The 24,101-nt window shown below is 62.9% G+C and carries 22 protein-coding genes; 16 read left to right on the top strand and 6 right to left on the bottom strand.

The genetic code is table 11. The annotated features are described in order from the left end of the window. Window positions 1–11: 11 nt before the first annotated feature. Together HX821_RS07995 and HX821_RS07990 are read right to left on the bottom strand one after the other, a co-directional pair. The gene (locus HX821_RS07995) at window positions 12–2,267 is read right to left on the bottom strand and encodes an arginine/lysine/ornithine decarboxylase (RefSeq protein WP_177035552.1); all 2,256 of its coding nucleotides are present in this window, start codon (window positions 2,265–2,267) and stop codon (window positions 12–14) included. Window positions 2,268–2,348: 81 nt separating this feature from the next. Continuing rightward, window positions 2,349–3,722, bottom strand: coding sequence for a PLP-dependent aminotransferase family protein (locus HX821_RS07990; protein WP_102605237.1), 1,374 nt, complete (start codon window positions 3,720–3,722; stop codon window positions 2,349–2,351). A 133-nt stretch (window positions 3,723–3,855) separates the two neighbouring features. On the opposite strand from HX821_RS07990, the gene HX821_RS07985 reads away from it, so the two are divergent. The 5 genes from HX821_RS07985 to HX821_RS07965 all read left to right on the top strand — a co-directional run bounded on the left by HX821_RS07985 (window position 3,856) and on the right by HX821_RS07965 (window position 10,035). Continuing rightward, window positions 3,856–4,332, top strand: a complete 477-nt coding sequence (locus HX821_RS07985) for a carboxymuconolactone decarboxylase family protein (RefSeq protein WP_177019623.1) — start codon at window positions 3,856–3,858, stop codon at window positions 4,330–4,332. Further along, complete coding sequence (locus HX821_RS07980; protein ID WP_177035551.1) at window positions 4,325–4,765, top strand: GNAT family N-acetyltransferase; 441 nt, start codon at window positions 4,325–4,327, stop codon at window positions 4,763–4,765. The genes HX821_RS07985 and HX821_RS07980 overlap by 8 nt, the downstream gene beginning before the upstream one ends. Beyond that, window positions 4,762–5,385, top strand: a complete 624-nt coding sequence (locus HX821_RS07975) for an FMN-dependent NADH-azoreductase (RefSeq protein WP_177027880.1) — start codon at window positions 4,762–4,764, stop codon at window positions 5,383–5,385. The genes HX821_RS07980 and HX821_RS07975 overlap by 4 nt, the downstream gene beginning before the upstream one ends. A gap of 59 nt (window positions 5,386–5,444) precedes the next feature. Then, window positions 5,445–6,593 (top strand): MalY/PatB family protein, encoded by a 1,149-nt coding sequence (locus HX821_RS07970; RefSeq protein ID WP_177035550.1) that lies wholly within the window; start codon window positions 5,445–5,447, stop codon window positions 6,591–6,593. Between the two features lie 94 nt (window positions 6,594–6,687). Continuing rightward, complete coding sequence (locus tag HX821_RS07965; RefSeq protein ID WP_177035549.1) at window positions 6,688–10,035, top strand: hypothetical protein; 3,348 nt, start codon at window positions 6,688–6,690, stop codon at window positions 10,033–10,035. A gap of 147 nt (window positions 10,036–10,182) precedes the next feature. Here the strand turns inward: HX821_RS07965 and HX821_RS07960 are convergent, their stop codons facing one another. Beyond that, window positions 10,183–10,398 (bottom strand): molybdopterin-binding protein, encoded by a 216-nt coding sequence (locus tag HX821_RS07960; RefSeq protein ID WP_003217010.1) that lies wholly within the window; start codon window positions 10,396–10,398, stop codon window positions 10,183–10,185. A 413-nt stretch (window positions 10,399–10,811) separates the two neighbouring features. Here HX821_RS07960 and HX821_RS07955 point away from each other — a divergent pair, with 413 nt between their 5' ends. The 3 genes from HX821_RS07955 to HX821_RS07945 are packed head-to-tail and all read left to right on the top strand — an operon-like array spanning window position 10,812 to window position 13,343. Beyond that, entirely contained in the window at window positions 10,812–11,783 is a 972-nt protein-coding gene (locus tag HX821_RS07955) for an aliphatic sulfonate ABC transporter substrate-binding protein (RefSeq protein ID WP_177035548.1), read from the top strand. 10 nt (window positions 11,784–11,793) lie between these two features. After that, window positions 11,794–12,627 (top strand): ABC transporter permease, encoded by an 834-nt coding sequence (locus tag HX821_RS07950; RefSeq protein ID WP_087693846.1) that lies wholly within the window; start codon window positions 11,794–11,796, stop codon window positions 12,625–12,627. A gap of 2 nt (window positions 12,628–12,629) precedes the next feature. Next, complete coding sequence (locus tag HX821_RS07945; protein WP_177019626.1) at window positions 12,630–13,343, top strand: ABC transporter ATP-binding protein; 714 nt, start codon at window positions 12,630–12,632, stop codon at window positions 13,341–13,343. Window positions 13,344–13,506: 163 nt separating this feature from the next. Here the strand turns inward: HX821_RS07945 and HX821_RS07940 are convergent, their stop codons facing one another. The 3 genes from HX821_RS07940 to HX821_RS07930 form a co-directional block, all read right to left on the bottom strand. Beyond that, window positions 13,507–14,442 carry a FecR domain-containing protein gene (locus HX821_RS07940; RefSeq protein ID WP_177035547.1) on the bottom strand — a complete coding sequence of 312 codons (936 nt, stop codon included), beginning with the start codon at window positions 14,440–14,442 and terminating at the stop codon, window positions 13,507–13,509. Beyond that, the gene (locus HX821_RS07935) at window positions 14,439–14,957 is read right to left on the bottom strand and encodes a sigma-70 family RNA polymerase sigma factor (protein ID WP_087693848.1); all 519 of its coding nucleotides are present in this window, start codon (window positions 14,955–14,957) and stop codon (window positions 14,439–14,441) included. The genes HX821_RS07940 and HX821_RS07935 overlap by 4 nt, the downstream gene beginning before the upstream one ends. 92 nt (window positions 14,958–15,049) lie before the next feature. After that, entirely contained in the window at window positions 15,050–15,991 is a 942-nt protein-coding gene (locus tag HX821_RS07930; protein WP_087693849.1) for a LysR family transcriptional regulator, read from the bottom strand. A gap of 117 nt (window positions 15,992–16,108) precedes the next feature. Here HX821_RS07930 and HX821_RS07925 point away from each other — a divergent pair, with 117 nt between their 5' ends. The 8 genes from HX821_RS07925 (at window position 16,109) to HX821_RS07890 (ending at window position 24,027) form a co-directional block, all read left to right on the top strand. Further along, a complete protein-coding gene (locus tag HX821_RS07925; protein ID WP_177035546.1) occupies window positions 16,109–17,404 on the top strand; it encodes an MFS transporter in 1,296 nt (431 codons plus the stop codon). Between the two features lie 15 nt (window positions 17,405–17,419). After that, window positions 17,420–18,604, top strand: a complete 1,185-nt coding sequence (rhmD, locus tag HX821_RS07920) for an L-rhamnonate dehydratase (protein ID WP_008431312.1) — start codon at window positions 17,420–17,422, stop codon at window positions 18,602–18,604. Between the two features lie 11 nt (window positions 18,605–18,615). Beyond that, the gene (locus HX821_RS07915) at window positions 18,616–19,416 is read left to right on the top strand and encodes an HpcH/HpaI aldolase/citrate lyase family protein (protein ID WP_177035545.1); all 801 of its coding nucleotides are present in this window, start codon (window positions 18,616–18,618) and stop codon (window positions 19,414–19,416) included. Between the two features lie 10 nt (window positions 19,417–19,426). After that, complete coding sequence (gene aldA / locus HX821_RS07910; RefSeq protein ID WP_177035544.1) at window positions 19,427–20,860, top strand: aldehyde dehydrogenase; 1,434 nt, start codon at window positions 19,427–19,429, stop codon at window positions 20,858–20,860. Between the two features lie 69 nt (window positions 20,861–20,929). Next, window positions 20,930–21,811, top strand: coding sequence for an amidohydrolase (locus HX821_RS07905; RefSeq protein ID WP_177035543.1), 882 nt, complete (start codon window positions 20,930–20,932; stop codon window positions 21,809–21,811). Continuing rightward, window positions 21,811–22,131: an L-rhamnose mutarotase gene (gene rhaM / locus HX821_RS07900; RefSeq protein ID WP_177035542.1), complete on the top strand. Its 321-nt coding sequence runs from the start codon at window positions 21,811–21,813 to the stop codon at window positions 22,129–22,131. The genes HX821_RS07905 and rhaM overlap by 1 nt, the downstream gene beginning before the upstream one ends. 40 nt (window positions 22,132–22,171) lie before the next feature. Beyond that, window positions 22,172–23,230, top strand: a complete 1,059-nt coding sequence (gene rhaT, locus HX821_RS07895) for an L-rhamnose/proton symporter RhaT (protein WP_177035541.1) — start codon at window positions 22,172–22,174, stop codon at window positions 23,228–23,230. Between the two features lie 26 nt (window positions 23,231–23,256). Next, window positions 23,257–24,027: an SDR family NAD(P)-dependent oxidoreductase gene (locus HX821_RS07890; RefSeq protein ID WP_008431301.1), complete on the top strand. Its 771-nt coding sequence runs from the start codon at window positions 23,257–23,259 to the stop codon at window positions 24,025–24,027. Window positions 24,028–24,101 lie beyond the last annotated feature (74 nt).

Genomic DNA, 24,101 nt, shown 5'->3' with positions numbered 1-24,101 from the left:
CATAAACATCCTTAACCCTTGATGCAGTCGACGGTGTAACAACGACCACTGCCGTCATCTTCATGTTGCAGTCCATGAACATCGGCAACAAAGCCGGGAAAACTGCTATCGAACGTCCTGGCAAACGCCAGGTAATCAATGATCGAGCGAGTCGATTCGGTAAAGCGCTCACCCGGCATGATCAACGGAATGCCCGGCGGGTAAGGCACCAGCATGACCGCTGCGACCCGACCTGGCAAAGCGTCGATGGACACCGCCTCGACTTCGCCCTTGACCAACAGGTCGTAGGCGTCGGCCGGTTTCATCGCGATTTCCGGCAGTACCGTGTACATCCGCTTCAGGTGCTTCGCCGTGGCATTGCTGCGGTAACAGCTGTGCAACTGGTCGCACAGATCCTTCAAACCCAATCCCTGATACCGCGCCGGGCCCTGCTGAAACACCGATGGCAAACAGACAGCAAGGCTCACGTTGGCGTCATAACTGCGCTTGAATTCCAGCAGTTCGGTGAGCAGGGTACTCCACTTGCCTTTGGTGATGCCCATGGAAAACAGCACGAGGAACGAATACAGCCCGGTCTTTTCCACCACCAGCCCACGTTCCCAGAGGAATTTGCTGACCACCGCAGCGGGAATTCCGCACTCGCTCAAAGCCCCGCCGGCATTCAGGCCAGGCATCACCAGGGTGACTTTTATCGGGTCCAGCAGCACGTAGTCTTCGGCGATATCGCCAAAGCCATGCCAGTCGGCCTGGGGTTGCAGCAGCCAGTCTGCGGTCACCACCCGGTCAATGCCCGCCACCAGCGGCGGCTGCCAGATGGAAAACCACCAGTCTTTAGCGGCGATATGCTGGCGCAGGTTGGCCAGGGCGCGACGAAAGCTCAGGGCCTCGTCAAACATCTCTTGCAGCAACGACCGCCCCGCCGGCCCTTCCATCATTGCGGACGCCACATCCAGGGAGGCGATGATGCTGTACTGCGGCGAGGTGGAAATATGCATCATGAACGCTTCGTTGAAGCGGTCGCGGTCCAGCTTGCGCACGCCGCCATCCTGCACATGGATCATCGACGCCTGGCTGAACGCCGCCAGCAGCTTGTGCGTGGAGTGCGTGGTGAACACCAGCGGGCTGTCGGCCGTGCGCGAAGTGCCCATGCCATAGCGCCCGGCGAAGAACTCATGAAACGCCGCGTAGGCATACCACGCCTCGTCAAAGTGCAGCACCTCGACACTGTTGCCCAGTTGCTGCTTGATCAGTTCGGCGTTGTAGCACAGGCCGTCATAGGTGGAGTTGGTGACCACCGCCAGCTTGACCCTGGCCGGTCGGCCTCGGGTCAGCGGGCTGGCGTCGATCTTGGCGCGGATCGACTCGGGGCTGAACTCGCTCAGGGGAATCGGCCCGATGATCCCCAGTTCATTGCGCTCCGGGCACAGGTACAGCGGGATGGCGCCGGTCATGATGATCGAATGCAACACCGACTTGTGACAGTTGCGGTCCACCAGCACCAGGTCATCCCGGCCCACCATCGAGTGCCAGACGATCTTGTTGGCGGTGGAGGTGCCATTGATCACGAAGTAGGTGTGATCGGCGCCGAAGTTGCGCGCTGCCCGGGCCTCGGCTTCGGCCAACGGGCCGGTGTGGTCCAGCAGCGAGCCGAGCTCCGGCACCGACACCGACAAGTCCGAACGCAGGGTATTTTCCCCGAAGAACTGATGAAACGCCTGCCCCACCGGGCTCTTGCGATAGGCCACGCCGCCGCCGTGACCGGGGGTGTGCCAGGAATAATTGGAATCCGCCGTGTGCTGCACCAAGGCCTTGAAGAATGGCGGCAACAGGCCATCCAGGTAGGCGCGGGCCGCACGGGCCACTTGCCGGGCAAGAAACGGCACGGTGTCTTCAAACAGATAAAGAATGCCCCGCAACTGGTTCAGCTCGCTCATGGCATCGGCCGGGGCGTTTTCCAGGGTGACCTGCTCACCGAGGGCGAAGATCGGCAGGTTTGGCGCCCGCACCCGCGCCAGGCGGATCAGCTCCACCATGTTTTGCATCAGATGGGTATTTTCCCCGGCCCCCTCGGCGGCAATCAGCATGCAGGCCAGGCCGTGATGGGTCGAAGCCACCAGGCGACCCTCGGCGTAGTCCACCGCCGAAAAGATACTGAAGCCCTCCTGCTCAAGCTCCCGGGCGATGCCCCGGACGCGGTCGCCGGCAACGGTGTCGGCCTTGATGTCGCGGTGTACGATCAGAACCGGGAACTTCAGGTCTTTGTACATGAGCGCTTGGCGTCCTGAGGGCTATGCCTTCAGGGTAGAAGCTCGGGGCCAATGTGGCGAATGAAGATGTTCAACCGGTGTTCATAAAGCGCCGTCGATGACCTCGCGCAACACCAGCGCCGCTTGCACCGCTTGCTGGCGAGTCGCCAGGTTGGTGAAGCCCATCAACAGGCCTTGCTGACCGCCGGGCTCGATACTCCAGCCCGACACGGCCTGTATCCCCAGCCCGGCACGTGCGGCGGCCGCAGCGACGGCCTGATCGCAGACGTCCACCCGCAGCCGCGCCAGCAGGTTGATCCCGCCGGACTGCTCATCCACCTGCAAAAGCGCCCCGCAATGACTGGCCAGTGCCTCCACCAGAAAGCCGCGCCGCGCGGTGTAGAGCTGGCGCATTTTTTTCAGGTGACGGGTGAAATGGCCCTGGTCGAGAAAGTCCGCCGTGGTGGCTTGCAACAATTCGGCGCTGCGGTTTTGCAGCACGCCGGCGCTGGCCTCAAAGGCCGGGAGCAGCGCCCGAGGCACCACCAGATAACCCAGGCGCAGCCCCGGGAAGAGCATCTTGCTGAAACTGCCGGAGTAGATCACCCGGTCGGCCGTGTCCTGGCTCTTGAGCGCGGCCAGGGGCTGGCCCTTGTAGCGAAATTCACTGTCGTAGTCGTCTTCCACCACCCAGCCGCCGTGGGCCTGTGCCCAATCGAGCAAGCGATGGCGCCGCGCAGTACCGAGGGCGACCCCCAGCGGGCTCTGGTGGGCCGGGGTGACAATCGCCAGCCGGGCGCCGGGCGCACGCCGTACGCCCTCCTCCACATCAAGCCCGTCGTGGTCCACCGGCACCGGGACCAACTGCACCCCCAGGTGCAGCAGCAGTTGCCGCGCATGCAGGTAGCCCGGGTCTTCGAACCAGCATGGCTGGCCGGCCATCTGCAGCGCATCACACACCAGCGCGAGGCACGCCGAGTAACCGGCACACACGAACACCTGCTCCGGCGAACACTCCACGCCCCGGTACAGCGCCAGGTATTGCGCGATCGCCACACGCAGCGAGCGGGCGCCACGCACATCGCCCATGGCCAGGCTGTTCACATCGACTCGGCGCACTTGCCGGGTGACCAGCCGCGCCCACAGCTTGCGCGGAAAGCTGTCGAGCGCCGGCAAGCCCAACTGCAACAGGCGCGGGGCCGACGCCGGCGCCACGGGTTCGGGTTCAACCGGCAACGACTTGATCGAGCGCTGCGGCAACGCCTCGGCCACCACTGTTCCCGCCTGGCCCCGCGCCAGGAAGAACCCTTCGCTCACCAGCAACTGGTAGGCCGTCTCCACCGTGCCCCGGGCCACCTTCAGTTCCTGGGCCAGGCTGCGCACCGACGGCACCCGCTCACCGGGGCGCAGTTGGCCCTGGTCGATGGCCTGGCGAAAGCGCCGGTAGATCTCCTGGTATTTGGGCAGTGACGACATGGTTATCCGGCTCACAGTGAATCAGCCCTGAAGTCTGATCTTGTCCCAACCCGCTTGTCCATTCTTGGCCCTATTGAGCCGGCGACCCGGCCGCCACACTGACGGCATCACTTCACGAAACAAGGAGCACCCCATGCAACACCGTCTCGACTACGCCCTGGCGGCGCCCGTCGGCTACAAGGCCCTTGGCTCGGTGCACAGCTACATCCACGGCTGCGGCCTGGAGAAGGAATTGATTGACCTGGTGTACCTGCGGGTCTCGCAACTCAACGGCTGCGCCTACTGCCTGGACTCACATTCGCGCGACCTGCTCAAACAGGGCGTGAGCCTGGAAAAGCTGATGCTGCTGGCCGCCTGGCGCGAAGCGTTGCCGTTGTTCAGCCCGCGTGAACGCGCCGCGTTAGCTTGGGCCGAGTCGGTCACCCAGGTCGCACAAACCGAGGTGCCGGACGAACACTATGCCGAGGCCAAGGCCCTCTTCGATGACAGGGAAATTGCCGACCTGACCCTGGCTATCGCCCTGATGAACGCCCTGAACCGCGTCGCCATCAGCTTTCGCAAAGTCCCTGCCGCCGTAAAAGCGCACATGGAGCACGGCAACCATGAATGACTCTGTTGAGTTTGTGCACATCGAAAGCGACGCCGACTGCCTGGCCTGCTTTGCCGTCATGCAGCAACTGCGGCCAAAGCTCGAAGACCCGCACGCCTTCGTCCAGCAGATCCAGCGTCAGCGCGAAAGCGGCTACCGCCTGCTGGCCGCCCGGGAAAACGGCCAGGTGCTGGGCCTGGCCGGTTATCGCCTGACGGAAAACCTGCTGTATGGGCGCTTTATCTACGTCGATGACCTAGTGGTGGACGCCTCCCTGCAACGCCGACGCCTGGGTGCGCACCTGCTGGACGAGGTACGCCAGCACACCCGCCGCCTGGGCTATCGCTACCTGGTGCTGGACACCGGCATGCACATGGCCCTGGCCCAACGCTTCTATTTTCGCCAGGGCCTGCTGCCACTGGGGATGCACTTTTCACAGGACCTCGGCCAATGACCCGCGCCCTGCTACTGAGCTTCAGCCCCCACGGCAAGGCCGCCCAGACCTTCCGCCTGGCCCGCGCCCTGCTCCGCGAACAGGCACCCGAGGCCGAAGTGGTCGAACGCGACTACGGCGGCCAGGCCCTGCCGGCGCTGACCCGGGAATACGCCAACGCCCTGACCACGCCCGGCGGCCTGAGCGGCCCGGCAACCGAGCGCTCCGAGCAACTGATTGTCGAGCTGGAAGCCTGTGACCTGTTGATCATCTGCACCCCCGTGCACAATTTCACGGTGCCGGCGGCCCTCAAGTGCTGGATCGACCATGTGGTGCGCATCCACCGCAGTTTCACGGTGAATCCGCAGTTTGAGAAAGTCGGCTTGCTCAAGGACCGGCGCACCTTTGTACTGGTCAGCTCCGGCAGTTCGCGAAAAAACCGCGAGCCCGACTTCCTCACGCCCTACCTGCAGGCGATCCTTGGAACCGTGGGCATTCACGCGGTGGATTTCGTCTATCTGGGGGCCATGGTGCGTGGCGAAGCCGCCGTGCAGCGCAGCCTGGAACAGGCCCACACGCAGTTGGCCGAGGCATTTGACCGGCAAGCGGGCGCCCGGGCGGCAATCAGCGCTGGCGCGTAAAATTAATGGCGCTAGAATCAGCGCCATTTCTACGCCCGCCTCCCTGATACGAGCCACCCATGAGCTTTGATTTCGACACGATCCACTCCCGCCTCGGCACCGGCAGCACCAAGTGGAGTCGTTACCCGCAAGACGTTCTGCCGATGTGGATTGCCGACATGGACATCGCTGCCCCACCGGCCGTGCTTCAAGCGTTGCACGAGCGACTGGGTCAGCAGATCCTCGGCTACAGCGTGGCCTGCGATGGCGTGCGCGAGGCGATCGTCGCCGACCTGTGGGCCAAGTACGCCTGGCGCGTACAGCCGGATGAGTTGCTGTTCCTGCCGGGGGTCGAGCCTGGTTTCAACATGGCGCTGCACGCATTTGTGCAGCCCGGCCAACCGGTGGTGTTGCAAACCCCCAACTATCGCCCGATCCGCCTGGCGCCCGGCCACTGGAACCTGCCGAAGATCGAAGTGCCATTTGAGCTGAGCGCCGAAGGCGAGTACCGCACGCCGTTGCCGGCAATGCGTGAAGCCCTCACCGGCGCCGGTGCGCTGCTGTTGAGCAACCCGCACAACCCGATGGGCAAGGTCTTCCCCCGTGAGGAACTGCTGGCCGTGGCCAGCGCCTGCCTGGACCAGGGTGCGCTGATCGTCTCCGATGAAATCCACGCCGAGCTGTGCTTTGACGGCCGCCGGCATATTCCCACCGCCAGCCTCAGCCCCGAGATTGCCCAGCGCACCATCACCCTGATGTCGGCGAGCAAGGCGTATAACGTCGCCGGGTTGAAGACCTGCTTCGCGGTGATCCAGAATCCCGAGATCCGCGAGCGCTTCAACCAAGCCCGCTGCGGCATGGTCGACAGCGTCAGCCCCCTGGGCCTGGAAGCCACGCGTGCGGCCTACAGCGACTGCGGCGACTGGCTGCAGGCGCTGGTGGCCTACCTGCAAGCCAACCGCGATTACCTGCTGAACGCCGTGCAAACCCGCCTGCCCGGCGTGGTCATGCATGCGCCTCAAGGCACCTACCTGGCCTGGCTGGATTGCAGCGCCCTGGGCCTGGACGACCCGCAACGGTTCTTCCTCGAACAGGCCAGGGTCGGCTTGAGCGCCGGGATTGAATTCGGCGATGACAGCCAGCAATTCGTGCGCCTGAACTTCGGCTGCCCACGGGCCATGCTGGAAGAAGGCATCGCCCGCCTGGAACGCAGCCTGCGTCACCGTTAAGGCGCAATTCACAACTTTTCGCAACGACCGCCGAACCCCTGCTGTTACTGTTTTTGCCGATTCGTCCCACCGGTAACAGCAGGAGTTCCATGGCATGACGACCCAGCCGCTCAACCGCTCGACCGACCCCAAAGCCCTTCCTCTCACACCGCCCAAGTCCGGCGCGGCGTTCCACGTGCTGCTCAAGAACAGCGCCAACAACAAGAAGGTGGAGGCCGGCGACAAAACCGCGCAAGGGCTCGCTGCCAGCAAGGAACAAGGCTATGAACTGGCCGCCAAGGACGCCGCGCCGCCCACCACCCTGGGGGATTACAAGGCCATCGGCCCGGCGGACGAAGTCGGCCCCGGCCTGATCCGCTATGAAACCCAGGACGGCAAGAAAGTCATCGTCAGCGAAAAAGACAGCCCCGAGCTGTTCAAGCAAGTCAGCGCCGACTTCAAGGCACTCTCCGGCGTCAACGCCAGCGAAGCCGCCGGCTACCAGCGCCTGGGCGGCGACGCCACGGCCCCGGAAAAGCTCAGTGATTACAAATCCCTCGGCCCGCCCGACGAAACCGGCCCCGGCGTGATTCGCTACGAGACCCAGGACGGCAACAAGTTCGTCATCAGCCAGCGCGACAACCCGGAGGCCTTCCAGAAAGCCAAGGAAGCCTATGAAAGCTTCACCGGCCTGGGCAGCAGCGAAGACGCCGGCTATAAGCGCGCCAGCGACAACGAAGTGTGGCCGCCCTACGCCGGCACCACCGTCGGCCCCAAGGATGAAGTCGGCCCCGGCCTGATCCGCTTTGAAAGCAATGGCCAGAAAATGGTCGTGGCCCGCGACGACAATCCCAAGCTGTTCGACTACCTGGCAGGCCTGCACGAGGTCTACACCAACCCCGACAAAAAGGCCGCCGTAGAGTCCGCGCTCAACGACGGCTCGACCCTGGCAGACGCCAATACCAAGGCGCCGGAGCTGAACGACTACAAGGGCTTCGGCTGGATCGAAGGCCAGCAAGGCAATGTGCTGACCTATGAAACCCACGACGGCACCAAGGTCGTCGTATCGGCCGACGTCAGCCCGGAACTGTTCAAGAGCGTGGCCACCGCCCAGGACACCTGGAGCAAGATCCACTCCAGTGAAGACGCCGGCTACAAGCTGGCCGGGCCGAATGACTTCCTGAAGAACACCGAGATCACCTTCGGTTCTCCCGACGAGCTGGGGGACGGCCTGATCCGCTATGAAACCAGCGAAGGCAAGGTCATCGTCTCCAAGGAGCTCAGCCCGCAGCTCTACGACGAAGTGGTGGCGAAATGGGAAGCCTGGAGCGCCGGCACCGTCGACGAGACCCGCGCCAAGTACAACCTGCCGAGCAACGATGAGCTCGACGTGCTCAACCTCGACACCGGCGTGCATGCCGACAAGGACGACGACAAGTCGCCGACCCAGAGCGTCAGCGAACTGGCCACCACCGAACTGATCGACACCTACCGCGCCGGCGTCAAGGACGGCTCGATTCCCAAGGACGACCCACGGGCCAAACTGGTCCGTGCCCTGGAAGCCCAGGCCGCCTACCAGAACGGCCATGGCATCACCGGCTACGAAGAATCCAAGCGCCCGTTCAATACCACCTGGCGCGAGTTCGATGACAAGCAGACCGAGCTCACTTCCGCCGACATGCACGACATCATCGACGGCAAGGCAGTGCAGGAGCAGATCGGCGAGTTGTTCAAGGACCCGACGGTGCAGGCCGACTACAAGACCAAGATGGACGACGCCATCAGTCACCTGCCCAACAAGGACGAGATCAAGCAGAAGCTTCTCGACCTGACCAGCAACCCCGACTATGTGCTGTACCTCAAGGACCTGCAAAAACAGGGCAAGAGCCACGAAGCCCAGCAGGACCTGAGCAACACCCTGACCTCGCTGTCGCTGTTCGACCCGGAAGCCGCCACCAAGGCCGCGCAGAATATCCAGGCCGACGGCCTCACCACCGACCTCAACGAGATTCTCTCGGACCCGAGCAAGATCTCCGACGACAACAAGGAGCTGGCCACCAAGGACCTGTTCGGCCTGCTCAAGGGCGTGCTCAAGGGCAACCTGCTGGACCTGCCGCGCCGCAGCCAGGAAGTGCTGGAGAAATTCCTCAACGAGGGCCTGGAGGGCAAGGAGAAATCCTCGGCCGTGACCAAGGCCCTGGAAGAACTCGGCGACGTCTACAAGAACAGCGGCACCATCAGCGAAGCCGACGTGAAAACCGCCCTGAGCAAACCGTATATCCCGGTGGCGGATCGCGGCATGCTCGGCGAAGTGTTCAACACCCTCAACAGCAAAGGCATCCTCGGTTCGATGGGCGCCGGCGTCAGCCTGTTCTCGGGGATTTACCAACTGGTGGGCAAAGGCGGCAAGCTCGGCGAAACCCCGGCCCAACGCATGACCATCGCCAAGGACTTCCTGAGTTTTGCCGGCGGCGCCAGCCACTTCGTCAAGCTCGGTGACAAGATCGGCGAAGCCCTGGGCAAGGGCGGCCTGGTGGACTTCCTCGGCCTGGACAAGACCCTGCCGGAAATCTGGGGCAAGGAAGGGGCGGCCGGCAAAGTCATCGACTTCAGCAAGCCCACCGAAATCGACTCAAAGGTCAGCAAGGAAATCGCTGCGGCCCTGGACGCGGTTCCCGACAGCCAGTACGACGGCGTGGCCAAGCTGTTTGGCGAGGGCGACAAGGCGGTAACCGAAGCCACCGAAGGCCTCGCCACTCACCTGGATGACGGCCTCAAGGCAGCCGGTGCGGCCAAGCTTGGCGCCTCCCAATCGGCGAAGATCGCCGGTTCCGTGATCAAGGTGTTGGGCCCGGCGACGGACATTGCCGGTGGTTTTGCCGACATTGTGCTCGGCGCCCTGGCGATCAAAAGCGGCGTGGACAGCAAAGACCCGTTGGCTCAGGCCGCAGGTGGCTTGCAAGTGGCGGGCGGTGCGTTCGGCGCGTCGGCCGGGGTATTGGGTGCGGCGGCGCTGTTTGGCGCGGGCACGGCGGCGGCGCTGACCGGGCCGCTGTTCCTGGTGGGCGTGGTGTTGGCGGTGGTGGGCGGGATCATCGGTTACTTCGTCGACCACAACAAAAAACAGAAGGCCACCGAGAAGGAAAACGACTGGTACCGCGACCTGGCCGGCGACGGCTTGTTGCAGGACAACTGGGCGGACAAGGTCGAATACGCCCACTACGAGATCCACCACTACCACGGCCGCGACACGCCGACCGATGACAGCCTGTTCCGCTTCCAGCAATCGGAGTGGGAGCATTTCGACTCCACACCACAAAGCGGCGGCTCGTCGAGCAACCGGCTGGATGGGGATTTGCACAAGGACTACAAGGACCCTAGTGAAACGCCCAAGGCACTGCCGGATGCTTCGGATGAGAAGCCTGGGTCCCGGCCATCGGGAGGCGGGCCTCGACTCAACTAACCCTCCAACGGCTGTATGCAAAACAAAATGTGGGAGCGGGCTTGCTCGCGAAAGCGGTGGATCAGTCATTGTAGATGTCGACTGTCACACCGCATTCGCGAGCAAGCCCGCTCCCACATTCGGATTGGGTTCACAACTGGATTGCAGTCACAGCTTGGCGATCGACACTTCAGTCGACTTCACAAAGGCAATCACTTCACTGCCCACCTTCAATTCCAGGTCACGCACCGAGCGTGTGGTAATCACCGACGTCACGATCCCCGACGCGGTTTGCACGTCGATCTCGGACACCACTTCGCCGATCAGGATTTCCTTGATCACGCCTTTGAACTGGTTGCGCACGTTGATCGCTTTAATGGTCATGTCGGCTTTCCTTTGGTCTGTTGGGTCAATCCGCACGAATGCGCAGGCACTCAAAGTGCCCTATTCGTGAAACCAACAAAAGGAATATATAACTCTTTATTTATTCCATAAAAACATATGCGAGCTGTTGCACAGCCAACAGTGATTCAACAAAGTGCCCGCCTCCCCACTCCCAACCACTCCCCCACGTAGCAGCTGTCGAGCCCAAGCGAGGCTGCGTCAGCGGTCTGTCTGACACACCGCAAACGCAGCCTCGCTTGGGCTCGACAGCTGCTACGCCAGGGTGTTGCCCTGCCCTGCAAAGACGCTGGCACAGAGACTGCATATTCCTATAACGCATGATGGAGCATGCCATATGAATTTCTGAATATAAGAAAAGCCTTCTCTTTTCCCGCCTTGTCCGGAGCTGTTCCATGAAACCCTTCTTCAATACCCTGTTGGGCGCCTGCGCCCTCGCCTTCAGCCTGCAACCCCTGGCCCATGCAGCGGAAACCGACCCTGCGCAAGTCAACCTGGACTACGCCTACTACTCCCCGGTGAGCCTGGTACTCAAGCACTTCGGCTGGCTTGAAGAAGCGCTGCCGCAAACCAAGGTCGGCTGGGTGTTGAGCCAGGGCAGCAACCGTTCCCTGGAATACCTCAACAGCGGCGGCGTCGACTTCGCCTCGTCCGCCAGCCTGTCGGCGGTGCTCAGCCGGGCCAATGGCAGCCCGATCAAGTCGGTGTATGTGTACAGCCGCGCCGAGTGGACTGCACTGGTGGTGCGCAAGGACTCGACGTTCAAGAGCGTCAGCGACCTCAAGGGCAAGAAAATCGCCGCCACCAAAGGCACCGATCCGTACCTGTTCACCCTGCGCAGCCTGCAGAAAGCCGGCCTGAGCAAGGACGACGTGGAGCTGGTGCACCTGCAACACCCGGACGGCCGTACCGCGCTGGAGAAAGGTGATGTGGACGCCTGGGCCGGTCTCGACCCGCACATGGCCGCCAGCGAAATCCAGGCGGGTTCGCGCCTGCTGTACCGCAACAAGGACTTCAACAGCTACGGCGTGGTCAGCGTGACCGACAAATACGCCAAGGAGCACCCACAGACCGTCGCCAAGGTGCTCGGCGCCTATGAAAAAGCCCGCAACTGGGCGGTGAAACACCCCGACGAATTCGCCAAGCTGCTGGCCGACGAATCCGGCCTGCCCCTGGACGTGGCCAAGCTGCAATTGTCGCGTACCGACCTTAGCAGCCCATTGCTCACTGCCCAGGACGTGGTGTCGTCCAAGGCGGCCGCGCCGATCCTGGTGTCGGAAGAACTGGTGCGCCGTGGGGTGAATGTGGATCAGGTGATCGACCAGTTGATCGACCCAAGCTTTGGCCAGGCTTTGCCTCGTCCATAAGGGGAGCGTCATGAGCAGCAAAAGCGAAACCCTGCCCGTCGCACTCGCGCCAACGCTCACCGTGCAGCGCAGCGCCTGGCCGCGGCGGCTCAAGGGCCTGGCGTTGCCGGTGTTGATCCTGGTGATCCTTGAAGTGGTGGTGCGCATCGGCTGGCTGCCGTCCTACCAGATGCCGGCGCCCAGCGAGATCGCCGTGACCCTCACCGACCTAGCCGAAGGCGCGCTGTGGAAACACATCAGCGCCAGCCTGTTGCGGGTGCTGCTGGGGTTCACCATCGGCGCCGGCCTGGCCCTGGTGTTTGCCGCCTGGGTCGGCTTGAGCCGCGAAGCCGAGGCGTATCTGGAGCCGACCTTCGCCGGCCTGCGCTCGATCCCGAGCCTGGCCTGGGTGCCGCTGTTGCTGCTGTGGCTGGGCATTGATGAGACCTCGAAGATCGTGCTGATTGCCATCGGCGCGTTCTTCCCGGTGTACCTCAATGGCGTTGCGGCCATTCGCGACATCGACCGCAAGCTGGTGGAAGTCGGGCAGATGTATGGCTTCAGCCGCACGCGCCTGGTGCGTCGCATCCTGTTGCCTGCCGCCCTGCCCGGCCTGTTCACCGGCTTACGCAGCGGCCTGAGCCTGGCGTGGATGTTCCTGGTGGCGGCCGAGTTGATCGCCGCGACCAAGGGCCTGGGTTACCTGCTCAGCGATGGCCGGGAAACCTCACGGCCCGACATTGTGCTGGCGGCGATCATCGTGCTGGCGCTGCTGGGCAAGATCAGCGACGGCCTGTTGGCGGCCCTGGAAAAACGCTGCCTGGCCTGGCGCGATACCTTCAACGGCCAAGGCCCGGAGAATTGAGCATGAGTGAAGCGCTACTGGACATTCGCGTCGAGCGGAAAAACTTCGGCGCGACGACGGTGCTGACCAACGTCCATTTGGCCTTGCAGCCGCGGGAAGCCGTCAGTTTGCTGGGCCCCAGTGGCTGCGGCAAAAGCACCTTGCTGCGGATCGTCGCCGGGCTGGAAAAGGACTATCAGGGGGAACTGCTGCAAGGCGGTGGTGAGGTCGCGTTTGTATTTCAGGAGCCACGGCTGATGCCGTGGCTGACGGTGGAGCAAAACATTGGTTTCAGCGATGACGTTGGCTATGACAAGGCCTGGGTCGCGCAGTTGATCGATGAGGTGGGGCTTACGGGTTTTGGCCAGGCGTTGCCCAAGGCGTTGTCTGGCGGGATGGCGCAACGGGTGGCGATTGCTCGCGGGCTGTATTCACGACCGCAGGTGCTGTTGCTGGACGAACCGTTCAGCGCGGTGGATGCGTTTACCCGCATGAAGCTGCAGGACCTGCTGCTGCAATTGGCCGAGCACCACGGGATCGCCCTGCTGCTGGTGACTCACGATGTGGACGAGGCGCTGTACCTGAGTGACCGGGTGTTGGTGATGGATAACCGGCCGAGCAGTATTCGCCAGGAGCTGGCGGTGGAGCTGGTGCATCCGCGGGATCGGCGGGATCCGCTGTTGGCGCGGCTCAAGGCACTGGCGTTGACTGAGCTGCAACGGGCGCATGTGATCTGAAAGGCACGTGTTGAGTCCGCCCAAAATCAAAAGCTAAAGCGGGCACGGTCCAAATGTGGGAGCGGGCTTGCTCGCGAAGGTCGTTAACGATGACGCGGGCATCCTGATTCAACGCGGCGCTCTCAGGTTTTTCGCGAGCAAGCCCGCTCCCACAAGGATCGCATCAAGCAGCCGATTTACGCGGCGTCAACGTCACCCAATACTGCGTACGGGACTGCACTTGCAGCGGCATCGTCGACGCCAGCAACGCAAGAATTCGATTGGTATCAGCCAACTGAAAACTCCCAGTGACCCGCAGCGCTTCAAGGCTCGGGTCCCAGCGCAGCACACCCGGCCGATACCGCTCCAGCTCCCGCAAAAAATCACCCAACAGCTGGTTCTGCGCAGTCAGCACACCGTCGCGCCAACCCAATTGCAACGCATCAAACCCCACCGCAGCGCCCAACCCCGACGCCTGCAACCGTGCCTGCTGCCCCCCCTGCAATGTCGCCACTTGCCCACGCAGGTCCTGCACCTGCACCGCGCCCTTCAACACCGACACCAAACACCCGGAAGACAACTGCCGCACACACACTTCAGCCTGGCTGACGATCACCTGGCCATAACGCGTCTGCACCGTCAGCGCACCAGCCCCCGGCACCGTCAACGCCATCTCCCCTTCCACCAGCGTCACACGGCGCCGGGCCGTATCCACGTCCACCGCACTCGCGGTATTCAGTTGCAGGCTGCTGCCATCCAACAGCGGCACTCGCTTGCGTTCGCCAGTGGCGGTGTGCAGGTCGGCGCGCCACACGTCGATAGGCAATTGCCGGCTGAGCAACCACGCGGTTGGCAACAACGCGGCGACGCCCAAGGCACGCTTGAGTACTGCACGCCGTCCCGGTTGCGGACGATCAAGGCTGGCCATGGCCAACGCTGGCGGCAAGTCGGTAAATCGTTGGCGCAGCGATTGGGCTTTTTGCCAGATCTGCTCATGCTGGGGATGGCTGTCACGCCACTGCTGCAGGCGGGCGTGATCTCGTTCGGTGGCGCTGCCGGACTCCAGCAACGCCAGCCATTGCGCCGCCGCCCGGGCGAGATCCGGCGCAGTACGGCTCACAGTTCCACCAGCAGGCAATGCTCGTAAGCCTGGGCCATGTAGCGCTTGACCGTACGCTCGGACACCTTGAGCCGCTCGGCAATCTCCCGATAGCCGAGTCCTTCCAGCTGGCTCCAGAGAAACGCGCGGCGCACCACCGCCGGCAAACCGTCGAGCAATTCATCCAGGGCTTGCAGGGTTTCCAGCAGCAACCAGCGTTGCTCCGGCGACGGCACGCAAGCCTCCGGCAACTGCATCAACGCATTGAGATACGCCTGTTCCAGACTGCGCCGCTGGTGAAAATTCACCAGCAAGCGCTTGCCCACCGTCACCAGATAGGCCCGGGGCTCCTGCAATTGCGCAATCGGCTGCGCGCTGGCCAGCACCCGCAGGAACGTGTCCTGGCTCAGGTCGGCCGCATCCCAGGCGTTGCCCAAGCGGCGCCGCAGCCAGCTTTCGAGCCAGCTGCGGTGGTCGCGATACAACGTGTGAAGGCTGGGTTCAGCGAGGTGCGTCGGCACTACAGCATCATTCATGGCAAGTAACCTGCGCGGCGCGAGTCAGTCTCAAATGAGATTCATTCTATTTAATAACCCGCCGGCGTACCACGTTCTTTTGCACACGATGTTTAAAGCATTGCGGCCTTTTGCCTGAGCATGTCGATAAACAACCCCAACTCGCGGCTCACCGGGTCGCCCTTGCGCAGCAGCATCCCGAACGGTGCCAGTTGCACCTCCAGCACCACCGGCAAGGCCACCACGAGGCCCATTTTCAAGTAATCCCGCAGGGCGCTTTCCGAGAGCACCATGATCGCGTCGGTGAGTTGAATCAGTTGCTGCATGGAATACACCGAACTGCACTCGATAATGTCCGCCGGCTGCGGCAAGGCCAGGTGTTGCAATGCTTCATCAAAACCAATGCGCGCCGGGCTGGTTTGCGGTTGCAGGATCCACGGCCAGTCACTGACCAGTTCCGCCAGCGGCAGATGCTCACGCTGGGCCAGGGGGTGGCCGGCGTGCACCACCACCAGCATGCGTTCGTTGCCCAGGGGCTCAAAGGTGTAATGCTCACTGTCGGTGGCGGCGTTGCGCCGGGCGATGGCCAGGTCGATGCGGCCTTGCTCCAGCAACTGGATCACCTGGTCGCTGGTATCGCCCATGATGCGAATGCGCATCTGCGGGTTGAGGGTTTTGATCTGCGCAATGGAGTCCATCACAAGGTCCGGCGCCGCGCCCATGATGGTGCCGATCGACAAATACCCGTAGCCGCCCTGCTGGCGCATCATCAGTTCCTCGGCGCAGCGGTCGAGGCCACTCAGCGCCGACTCGGCAAAGCGGATCAATTCCTTGCCCAGTGCCGTCGGGCGCATGCCCCGCGGCAGGCGCTCGAACAGGTCACAGGCAAACATATCCTCGATCTCGCGCAACATGCGCGTCGCCGCCGGCTGCGACATGTTCAGGCTTTGGGACGCACGGTGCAGGTTCTGGCTGGAACTCAAGGCCACCAGCATATGCAGATGCTTGTAGCGCAGTCGGTTGAACAGGCTGCGGGAGATTGCGGGACTACTCATTTTTTTCCTTGTTATCGATACCCTGAGGTTATCAGTTGTAAGCGAGATTCGATTTGTAGCGTATAGATAGAGCGCCGTACAGTCCTTCCCATAAGAACAAAACAACTGGACTGAACAATGAAGACCCTGCCTGCGTCCTTGCTCGCCAAGATTTCCTGGCGGCTGCTGCCCTTTCTGCTGTTGATGTACATCATGGCCTTCCTCGACCGCGCCAACGTCGGGTTCGCCAAGCAAGCCTTCCAGGCCGACACCGGCCTCAGTGATGCCGCCTTCGCCTTTGGCGCCGGGGTGTTTTTTGTCGGCTATGCGCTGCTGGAAGTGCCGAGCAACCTGATCATGCATCGCGTCGGTGCCCGCCTGTGGATGTGCCGGATCATGGTCAGTTGGGGCCTGGTGTCCGCCGCCATGATGTTTGCCCATAACGAAACCAGCTTCTACCTGTTGCGCTTCCTGCTGGGCGTGGCCGAAGCCGGATTTTTCCCCGGGGTGATTCTCTACCTCACCTACTGGTTCCCCTCTGCCGTGCGCGGCAAGGCCATGGGTTTCTTTTACTTTGGCGCGCCCCTGGCCTTCATCTTCGGCAGCCCGCTCTCGGGCCTGTTGTTGGAGCTGGACGGGTTCTCTGGGCTGCACGGCTGGCAATGGCTGTTCGCGGTGGAAGGCCTGATGGCCACCGCGGTTGGCATCTGGGCCTACTGGTACCTGGACAACCGCCCCGCCGATGCCAAATGGCTGAGCGTTGCAGAGCGCCGCCAGATCCAGGACCTGCTCGACCGCGAAGACCAGCACAAAACCTCTCACGGCCGTAGCCTGCTCACTGTGCTGTGCCAGCCCAGCGTGCTGTACCTGTGCCTGGTGTACATGCTGATCCAGGCCAGCGTTTACGGCGTGGTGTTCTACTTGCCAACCCAGGTCGGTGGGCTGCTGGGGACCAGGGTCGGCTTGATGGTGGGCCTGGTCTCGGCGATTCCCTGGGTCTGCGCGCTGTTCGCCGCGTGGTGGATTCCCGGCTACTCCGACCGCACCAGTGAACGCCGCAAAGCCGCGTCCCTGACCCTGTTGATGGCCGCCGCCGGGATCGCCTGCTCGGTGACCTTTGCCAACCCGCTGCTGGGCATGCTCGCCCTGTGCTTTGCCGCCTCGGGCTTTATCGCCGTGCAACCGGTGTTCTGGACCTTCCCGTCCAGCTACCTGGCCGGCAGCGCAGCGGCCGCCAGCATCGCCCTGATCAACTCCTTCGGCGCCCTCGGCGGTTTTATCGCCCCGGTGCTGAAGAACTGGGCAGAAACCGCCTTTCACTCCCCTGCGGCCGGCCTTTACCTGCTGTCCGCCACCACTGTAGTCGCAGCCTTGCTGGTACTCGGTATCCATTCCCCAGGCCATAAAGCGACGAACACGCCGGCCACTGTTTAATCAAGGAGTCACACCATGGGCAATCTCACAATCAAGCACGTGCGCGCCTTTGTGCTGCGCGGCGGCGGCGCGGACTACCACGACCAGGCAGACGGCCACTGGATCGACGATCACATCAGCACCCCCATGAGCAAATACCCCGAGTACCGCCAGAGTCGCCGCAGTTTCGGGATCAACGTACTCGGCACGCTCGTGGTCGAAATCGAGGCCAGCAACGGCACCGTCGGGTTCGCCGTGACCACCGGTGGCGAGCCCGCCGCCTATATCGTCGAGAAGCACCTGGCGCGCTTCCTGGAAGGCGCCCGCGTCACCGATATTGAAAAAATCTGGGACCAGATGTACCAGTCCACCCTGTACTACGGCCGCAAGGGCCTGGTGATCAACACGATCTCCGGCGTCGACCTGGCGCTGTGGGACCTGCTCGGCAAAATCCGCCAGGAGCCGGTGCACCAGTTGCTCGGCGGCGCGGTGCGTGACGAATTGCAGTTCTACGCCACCGGCGCCCGCCCGGACCTCGCACAGAAGATGGGCTTTATCGGCGGCAAGATGCCCTTGCACTACAGCCCATCGGAAGGCGAAGAAGGCCTGCGCAAAAACCTCGAGGAACTGGCGACCATGCGCGAGCGGGTCGGCCCGGACTTCTGGCTGATGCTCGACTGCTGGATGAGCCTGGACCTGAACTACGCCACCAAACTGGCGATCGGCGCCCATGAATACGGCCTGAAATGGATTGAAGAAGCGCTGTCGCCCGACGACTACTGGGGCTATGCCGCCCTGCGCAACAACGTGCCCAAAGGCATGTTGGTCACCACCGGTGAACACGAGGCTACCCGTTGGGGCTTTCGCATGCTGCTGGAGATGGGTTGCTGCGACATTATCCAGCCGGATGTGGGCTGGTGCGGCGGCCTCACCGAGCTGGTGAAAATCTCGGCCCTGGCCGACGCCCATAATGCGCTGGTGGTGCCTCACGGCTCGTCGGTCTACAGCTACCACTTCGTCGCCACCCGCCATAACAGCCCGTTCGCCGAGTTCCTGATGATGGCGCCCAAGGCCGATGAGGTGGTGCCGATGTTCCACCCGCAACTGCTCGGTGAGCCGGTGCCGGTGAATGGCCGCATGCGCCTGTCGGTGCTCGACAAGCCCGGGTTTGGCGTGGACCTCAACCCCGATTGCCAACTGCATCGTCCGTATAACCGCTGAGGATTCCTGCCATGAACATGCCCCACAACGCTTTCAAGGCTGCGCTGCGTAAAGACGCTGCGCAATACGGGATCTGGGCCAGCTTCGCCACCGCCTACGCCGCCGAGATCGTCGCCAGCACCGGTTACGACTGGATGCTGATTGACGGCGAACACGCCCCCAACACCGTGCCCAGCGTGCTCAACCAGCTCCAGGCCGTGGCTCCCTACACCACCGCCCCGGTGGTACGCGCGGTAAGCAGCGACGCCAACCTGATCAAGCAACTGCTGGACGTCGGCGCCCAGACGCTGATGATCCCGATGGTCGAAACCGCCGAGCAAGCCCAGGCCCTGGTGCGCGCGATGCGTTATCCGCCCCACGGTATTCGTGGCGTTGGTGGCGGCTTGACCCGCGCCACCCGCTGGGACGGCGTGTCGGATTACCTCAACACCGCCCATGAACAGCTGTGCCTGATCGTGCAGGTGGAGTCGCGTCGCGGCGTTGAAAACGTCGCGGCGATTGCGGCGGTGGAAGGCGTGGACGCGGTGTTTATCGGCCCCGCCGACCTGTCCATCGGCCTCGGTCACCCCGGCAATCCCGGGCACCCCGAGGTACAGGAGCGCATCCAGTACGCAGTCAATGCCACGCTGGCGGCCGGCAAGGCCTGCGGCATTCTCGCGCCCAACGAAGACGACGCTCGCCGTTATCAAGCCTGGGGCTGCCAGTTCATTGCGGTGGCCATCGACATCAGCTTGCTGCGCCAGGGTGCCATGGCGACCCTGGCCCGCTATCGCCCCGCCGCCGACGCCAAAGCACCGTCACGTACTTACTGAGGAGCCAAGCATGTCATCCGTACCGGTCTACCAGAACTTCATCAACGGCCGCTTTACCTCCAGCGATGCGCACCTGGATGTATTGAACCCGGCCACCGGCGCCCTGTTGTCGAAGGTCCCGGCGTCCACCTCCGAAGACATCGACCAAGCCTTGGCTGCCGCACATCATGCGCAAAAAGACTGGGCGCGCAAACCGGCGATCGAACGTGCCGGGCACTTGCACCGCATCGCCGCCAAGCTGCGGGAAAACGTCGCCCACCTGGCGCGCACCATCACCCTGGAGCAAGGCAAAGTCAGCGGCCTGGCGGAAGTGGAAGTCAACTTCACCGCCGACTACCTCGACTACATGGCCGAGTGGGCGCGCCGCATTGAAGGCGAGATCATCACCAGCGACCGCCCCAATGAAAATATCTTCCTGTTCCGCAAACCCCTGGGTGTGGTGGCCGGCATCCTGCCGTGGAACTTCCCGTTCTTTTTGATCGCCCGCAAGATGGCCCCGGCGTTGCTCACCGGCAACACCATCGTGATCAAACCCAGCGAAGAAACGCCGAACAACTGCTTCGAGTTCGCCAAACTGGTGGCCGAGACCGACCTGCCGGCCGGGGTATTCAATGTGGTCTGCGGCGATGGCCGCGTCGGTGGCGCCCTCACCGCCCATAAGGGCGTGGACATGATCAGCTTCACCGGCAGCGTCGCCACCGGCTCGCGGATCATGGCTGCCGCCGCCCCCCATATCACCAAGCTCAACCTCGAGCTGGGTGGCAAGGCACCTGCCATCGTCCTCGCCGATGCCGACCTGGACCTCGCGATAAACGCCATTCGCGACTCAAGGATCATCAACAGCGGCCAGGTGTGCAACTGCGCCGAACGGGTGTACGTGGAGCGCAAGGTGGCCGACCAGTTTATCGAGCGCATCAGCGCCGCGATGGCCGCCACCCGCTACGGCGACCCCATCGCCCAGGCCGATGTGGAGATGGGCCCGCTGATCAACCGCCAAGGCCTGGACAGCGTCAATCGCAAGGTACGCACCGCCTTGAGCCAGGGTGCATCGCTGGTCACCGGTGGACAGATCGCCGACCTGGGCCAGGGCTTTCACTTCCAGCCGACGGTATTGGCCGGTTGCCACGCCGACATGGAAATCATGCGCGAAGAAATTTTTGGCCCGGTGCTGCCGATTCAGATTGTCGACGACCTGGATGAGGCCATCGCCATGGCCAACGACTGCGACTACGGCCTGACCTCTTCGATCTACACCCGCGACCTGGGCAAGGCGATGCAGGCGGTGCGCGAATTGTCGTTCGGCGAGACCTACGTCAACCGCGAGAACTTCGAGGCGATGCAAGGCTTTCATGCCGGCGTGCGTAAATCCGGGATCGGCGGCGCCGATGGCAAGCACGGCCTGTACGAGTACACCCACACCCATGCGGTGTACTTGCAGAGCTGAAGTGGTGCAACGGGCCTTGGCGCGGTAGCGTGCGGCCCTTCCCCATCCATTGTTCCGAAGGATTGCGCTATGCCCCTTACCCCTTACAGCGGGCCGATCATCGACAGCCATTTGCACCTGTTCGACCCGCGCCGCCCCCAGGGTATTCCCTGGCCCGAGCCGGGAAACGCGCTGTATGCCGCACATTTGCCGGCGGATTATTGGCCGCTGGCAGGCGAACATAACGTGATCGGCGCGATTGCCGTGGAAGCCAGCCCGTGGCGCGACGACAACCGCTGGTTGCTGGAGACCCTGCGCAGCGACCTGCGCATGCTCGGTTTCGTCGGCAACCTTGACCCGCTGCACGGCGACTTTGCGGCAGACCTCGATGCCTTGGCCCATGAACCGCTGTTCCTCGGTTTGCGCTACGGCAACCTGTGGGACCGCGATTTGCCAGACGACCAGAAGCGCCCCGGCTTTATCGAAGGCCTGCGCCGCCTCGCCGAATACGGGCGTGGCCTGGACAGCGCCAACCCCAATCCGCGCTTGATCAAAGGGCTGCTGCATTTGAGCGATGCCTTGCCCGAGCTGCGCATCATCGTCGATCACCTGCCCAATGCCAGCGTGCCCGCCGGCGAAGAATCCGCGTATCACGCCGACCTGATGCGCCTGGCAGAGCGGCCGAATGTATTTGCCAAACTGGCGGAAATCCCCCAGGTCGGCCCGCAGGGTCTGATCCTTGACCCGGCGTTCTACAACGACCGCCTGGCCGTGCTGTGGGAAGCCTTTGGCGAAGACCGTTGCTTCTTCGGCAGCGACTGGCCCAACAGCAATCACCTGGCCAGTTTCGCCACCACCCTGGGCCTGGTGAAAGCCTGCATGGCGGGCAAACCCGAGGACGTACAGGGCAAGTTCTTCCTGCACAACGCGGTGCGCATCTACAGTCCTACGCCACCCCTCGGAGGCAAGTAATGCAGACCCGAGCCTTTCGCATGAACCTCAACCCCGACCAGCACGCCGAGTACCGTCGACGCCACGATGAGATCTGGCCCGAACTGGCCCAGGCCCTGCGTGATGCCGGCGTGGTGGACTACCGGATCTTCCTCGACGAGGCCAGTAACGCCTTGTTCGCCGTGATGACTCACGAAGACCGGCACGGCCTCGACGAATTGCCGGGCACCGCGCTGATGCAACGGTGGTGGCAGTACATGCAAGACATCATGCCCAGCCAGCCGGACGCCTCGCCCGTCAGCGTTGATTTAATCCCGATGTTCAGCCTTACCCCAGGCTGAAACAGCGCGCTACCACAACAATAAAAAAGGATTCGACTACGTGGAAATCATTCTATTCGGTGTGATTCTGCACTTCATCGGCGGCTTCGCCTCCGGCAGCTTCTACATCCCCTACAAGAAAGTCCGCGGCTGGGCCTGGGAAAGCTACTGGATCACCGGCGGCCTGGTGTCATGGCTGATCGTGCCGCTGATTGCCGCGCAACTGACCGTGCCCGGCTGGGCCGACATCCTGCGCCAGGCCGACAGCAGCACCTTGCTCTGGACCTACCTGTTCGGCGTGCTCTGGGGCATCGGCGGGCTGACCTTCGGCCTGACCATGCGCTACCTCGGGCTGTCCCTGGGCATGTCGCTGGTACTGGGCCTGACCTCGGCCCTTGGCGCCTTGATGCCGGCGCTGTATCGCGACCTGTTCACCGACGCCACCGAAGGCACCCTGACCTCAATGCTCGCCTCCCAGGGCGGGCATTGGGTGCTGTGGGGCGTGGCGGTATCGCTGGTAGGCATCGCCGTGTGCGGCAAGGCCGGGCTGATCAAGGAACGAGAAGTGCCGGAAGCGGTGAAATTCGCCAGCATCAGCGAGTTCTCGGTGGCCAAGGGCATGCTGGTTGCGGTGATCTCCGGGGTGCTGAGCGCGTGCTTCAGCTACGGTATTTCAGCCGGGCGCCCACTGGCTGCCGCGGCTGTCGAGCATGGCACCAACAGCCTGTTCCAGAACAACGTGACCTTCATGGTGATCATGTGGGGTGGCCTGACCACCAACGGCCTATGGTGCCTGTGGCTGAACTGGCGCAACCGCACGTTCCACAACTACACCGACCGCAGCACTCCGCTGCTTGGCAACTACCTGTTGGTGGCGTGTGCCGGCACCCTGTGGTTCCTGCAGTTTTTCTTCTACGGCATGGGCGAAAGCCGCCTGCAGAACGACGCCAGTTCGTGGGTGTTGCACATGTCTTTCATCATCATCGTATCCAACTGCTGGGGCCTGTATTTCCGCGAATGGCAGGGCACCAGCGCCACCAACAAAGGCGTATTGGCCGCGGGTATCGCGGTGATTCTCGGTGCCATTGCCATGGTCGGTTACGGCAACTATCTCGGCTGAGGCCGCTTTTTTTCAGGAGTTCACTTATGTTACTTGCAGACAAAACCGTGATTATTACTGGCGCCTCCCGTGGAATCGGCCGCGCCGCCGCCAGGGAATGTGCACGCCAGGGTGCCCGTGTGGTCATCGGCCACAGTGGTAGCGGCCAAGGCACTGAAGCGGCGTTTTCGTTGATCGAGGAAATCAAGGCGTTCGGCGGCCAAGCGGTGGAGGTGGGCGGCGATGCGGCTGATCCGGACACCGGCGACAAACTGGTGGCCGGCGCGCTCAAGGCATTCGGCAGTGTGGATGTGTTCGTCAACAACGCCGGGATCTGTCCGTTCCACTCGTTTCTCGACATGCCGCGTGAGGTGTACCTGAAGACGGTCAACACCAACCTCAACGGCGCCTACTTCGCCGTGCAAGCGGCGGCAAACCAGATGAAAAACCAGGGCAAGGGCGGCGCGATCATCGCCGTCAGTTCCATCAGTGCGCTGGTGGGTGGCGGGATGCAGACGCACTACACGCCGACCAAGGCCGGGCTGCACTCGTTGATGCAGTCCTGTGCGATTGCGTTGGGGCCGTATGGTATTCGCTGTAATTCGGTGTTGCCGGGGACGATTGCCACCGATATCAACAAGGAAGACTTGGCCGACGAGGAGAAGCTGGCGTACATGACTTCGCGCACGCCGTTGGGGCGCCTGGGTGAACCCGACGACGTCGCGGGGCCCATCGTGTTCCTCGCCTCGGACATGGCGCGGTATGTGACCGGAGCTTCGCTGTTGGTAGACGGGGGATTGTTTGTCAACTTGCAGTAGCGTTGGGAAGCGGGCCGCCGCGACGGGGCGTCCCTGCCCCGTGCTACCTGCGTTCGGCCAGCGTGGTTTAACGG

The sequence above is a fragment of the Pseudomonas sp. B6001 genome (assembly GCF_013386015.1).
In the GTDB taxonomy this organism is placed as follows: Bacteria; Pseudomonadota; Gammaproteobacteria; order Pseudomonadales; family Pseudomonadaceae; genus Aquipseudomonas.
Note: the sequence above shows the minus strand (reverse complement) of the source record. Positions and strands in the feature narration are given on the sequence as shown.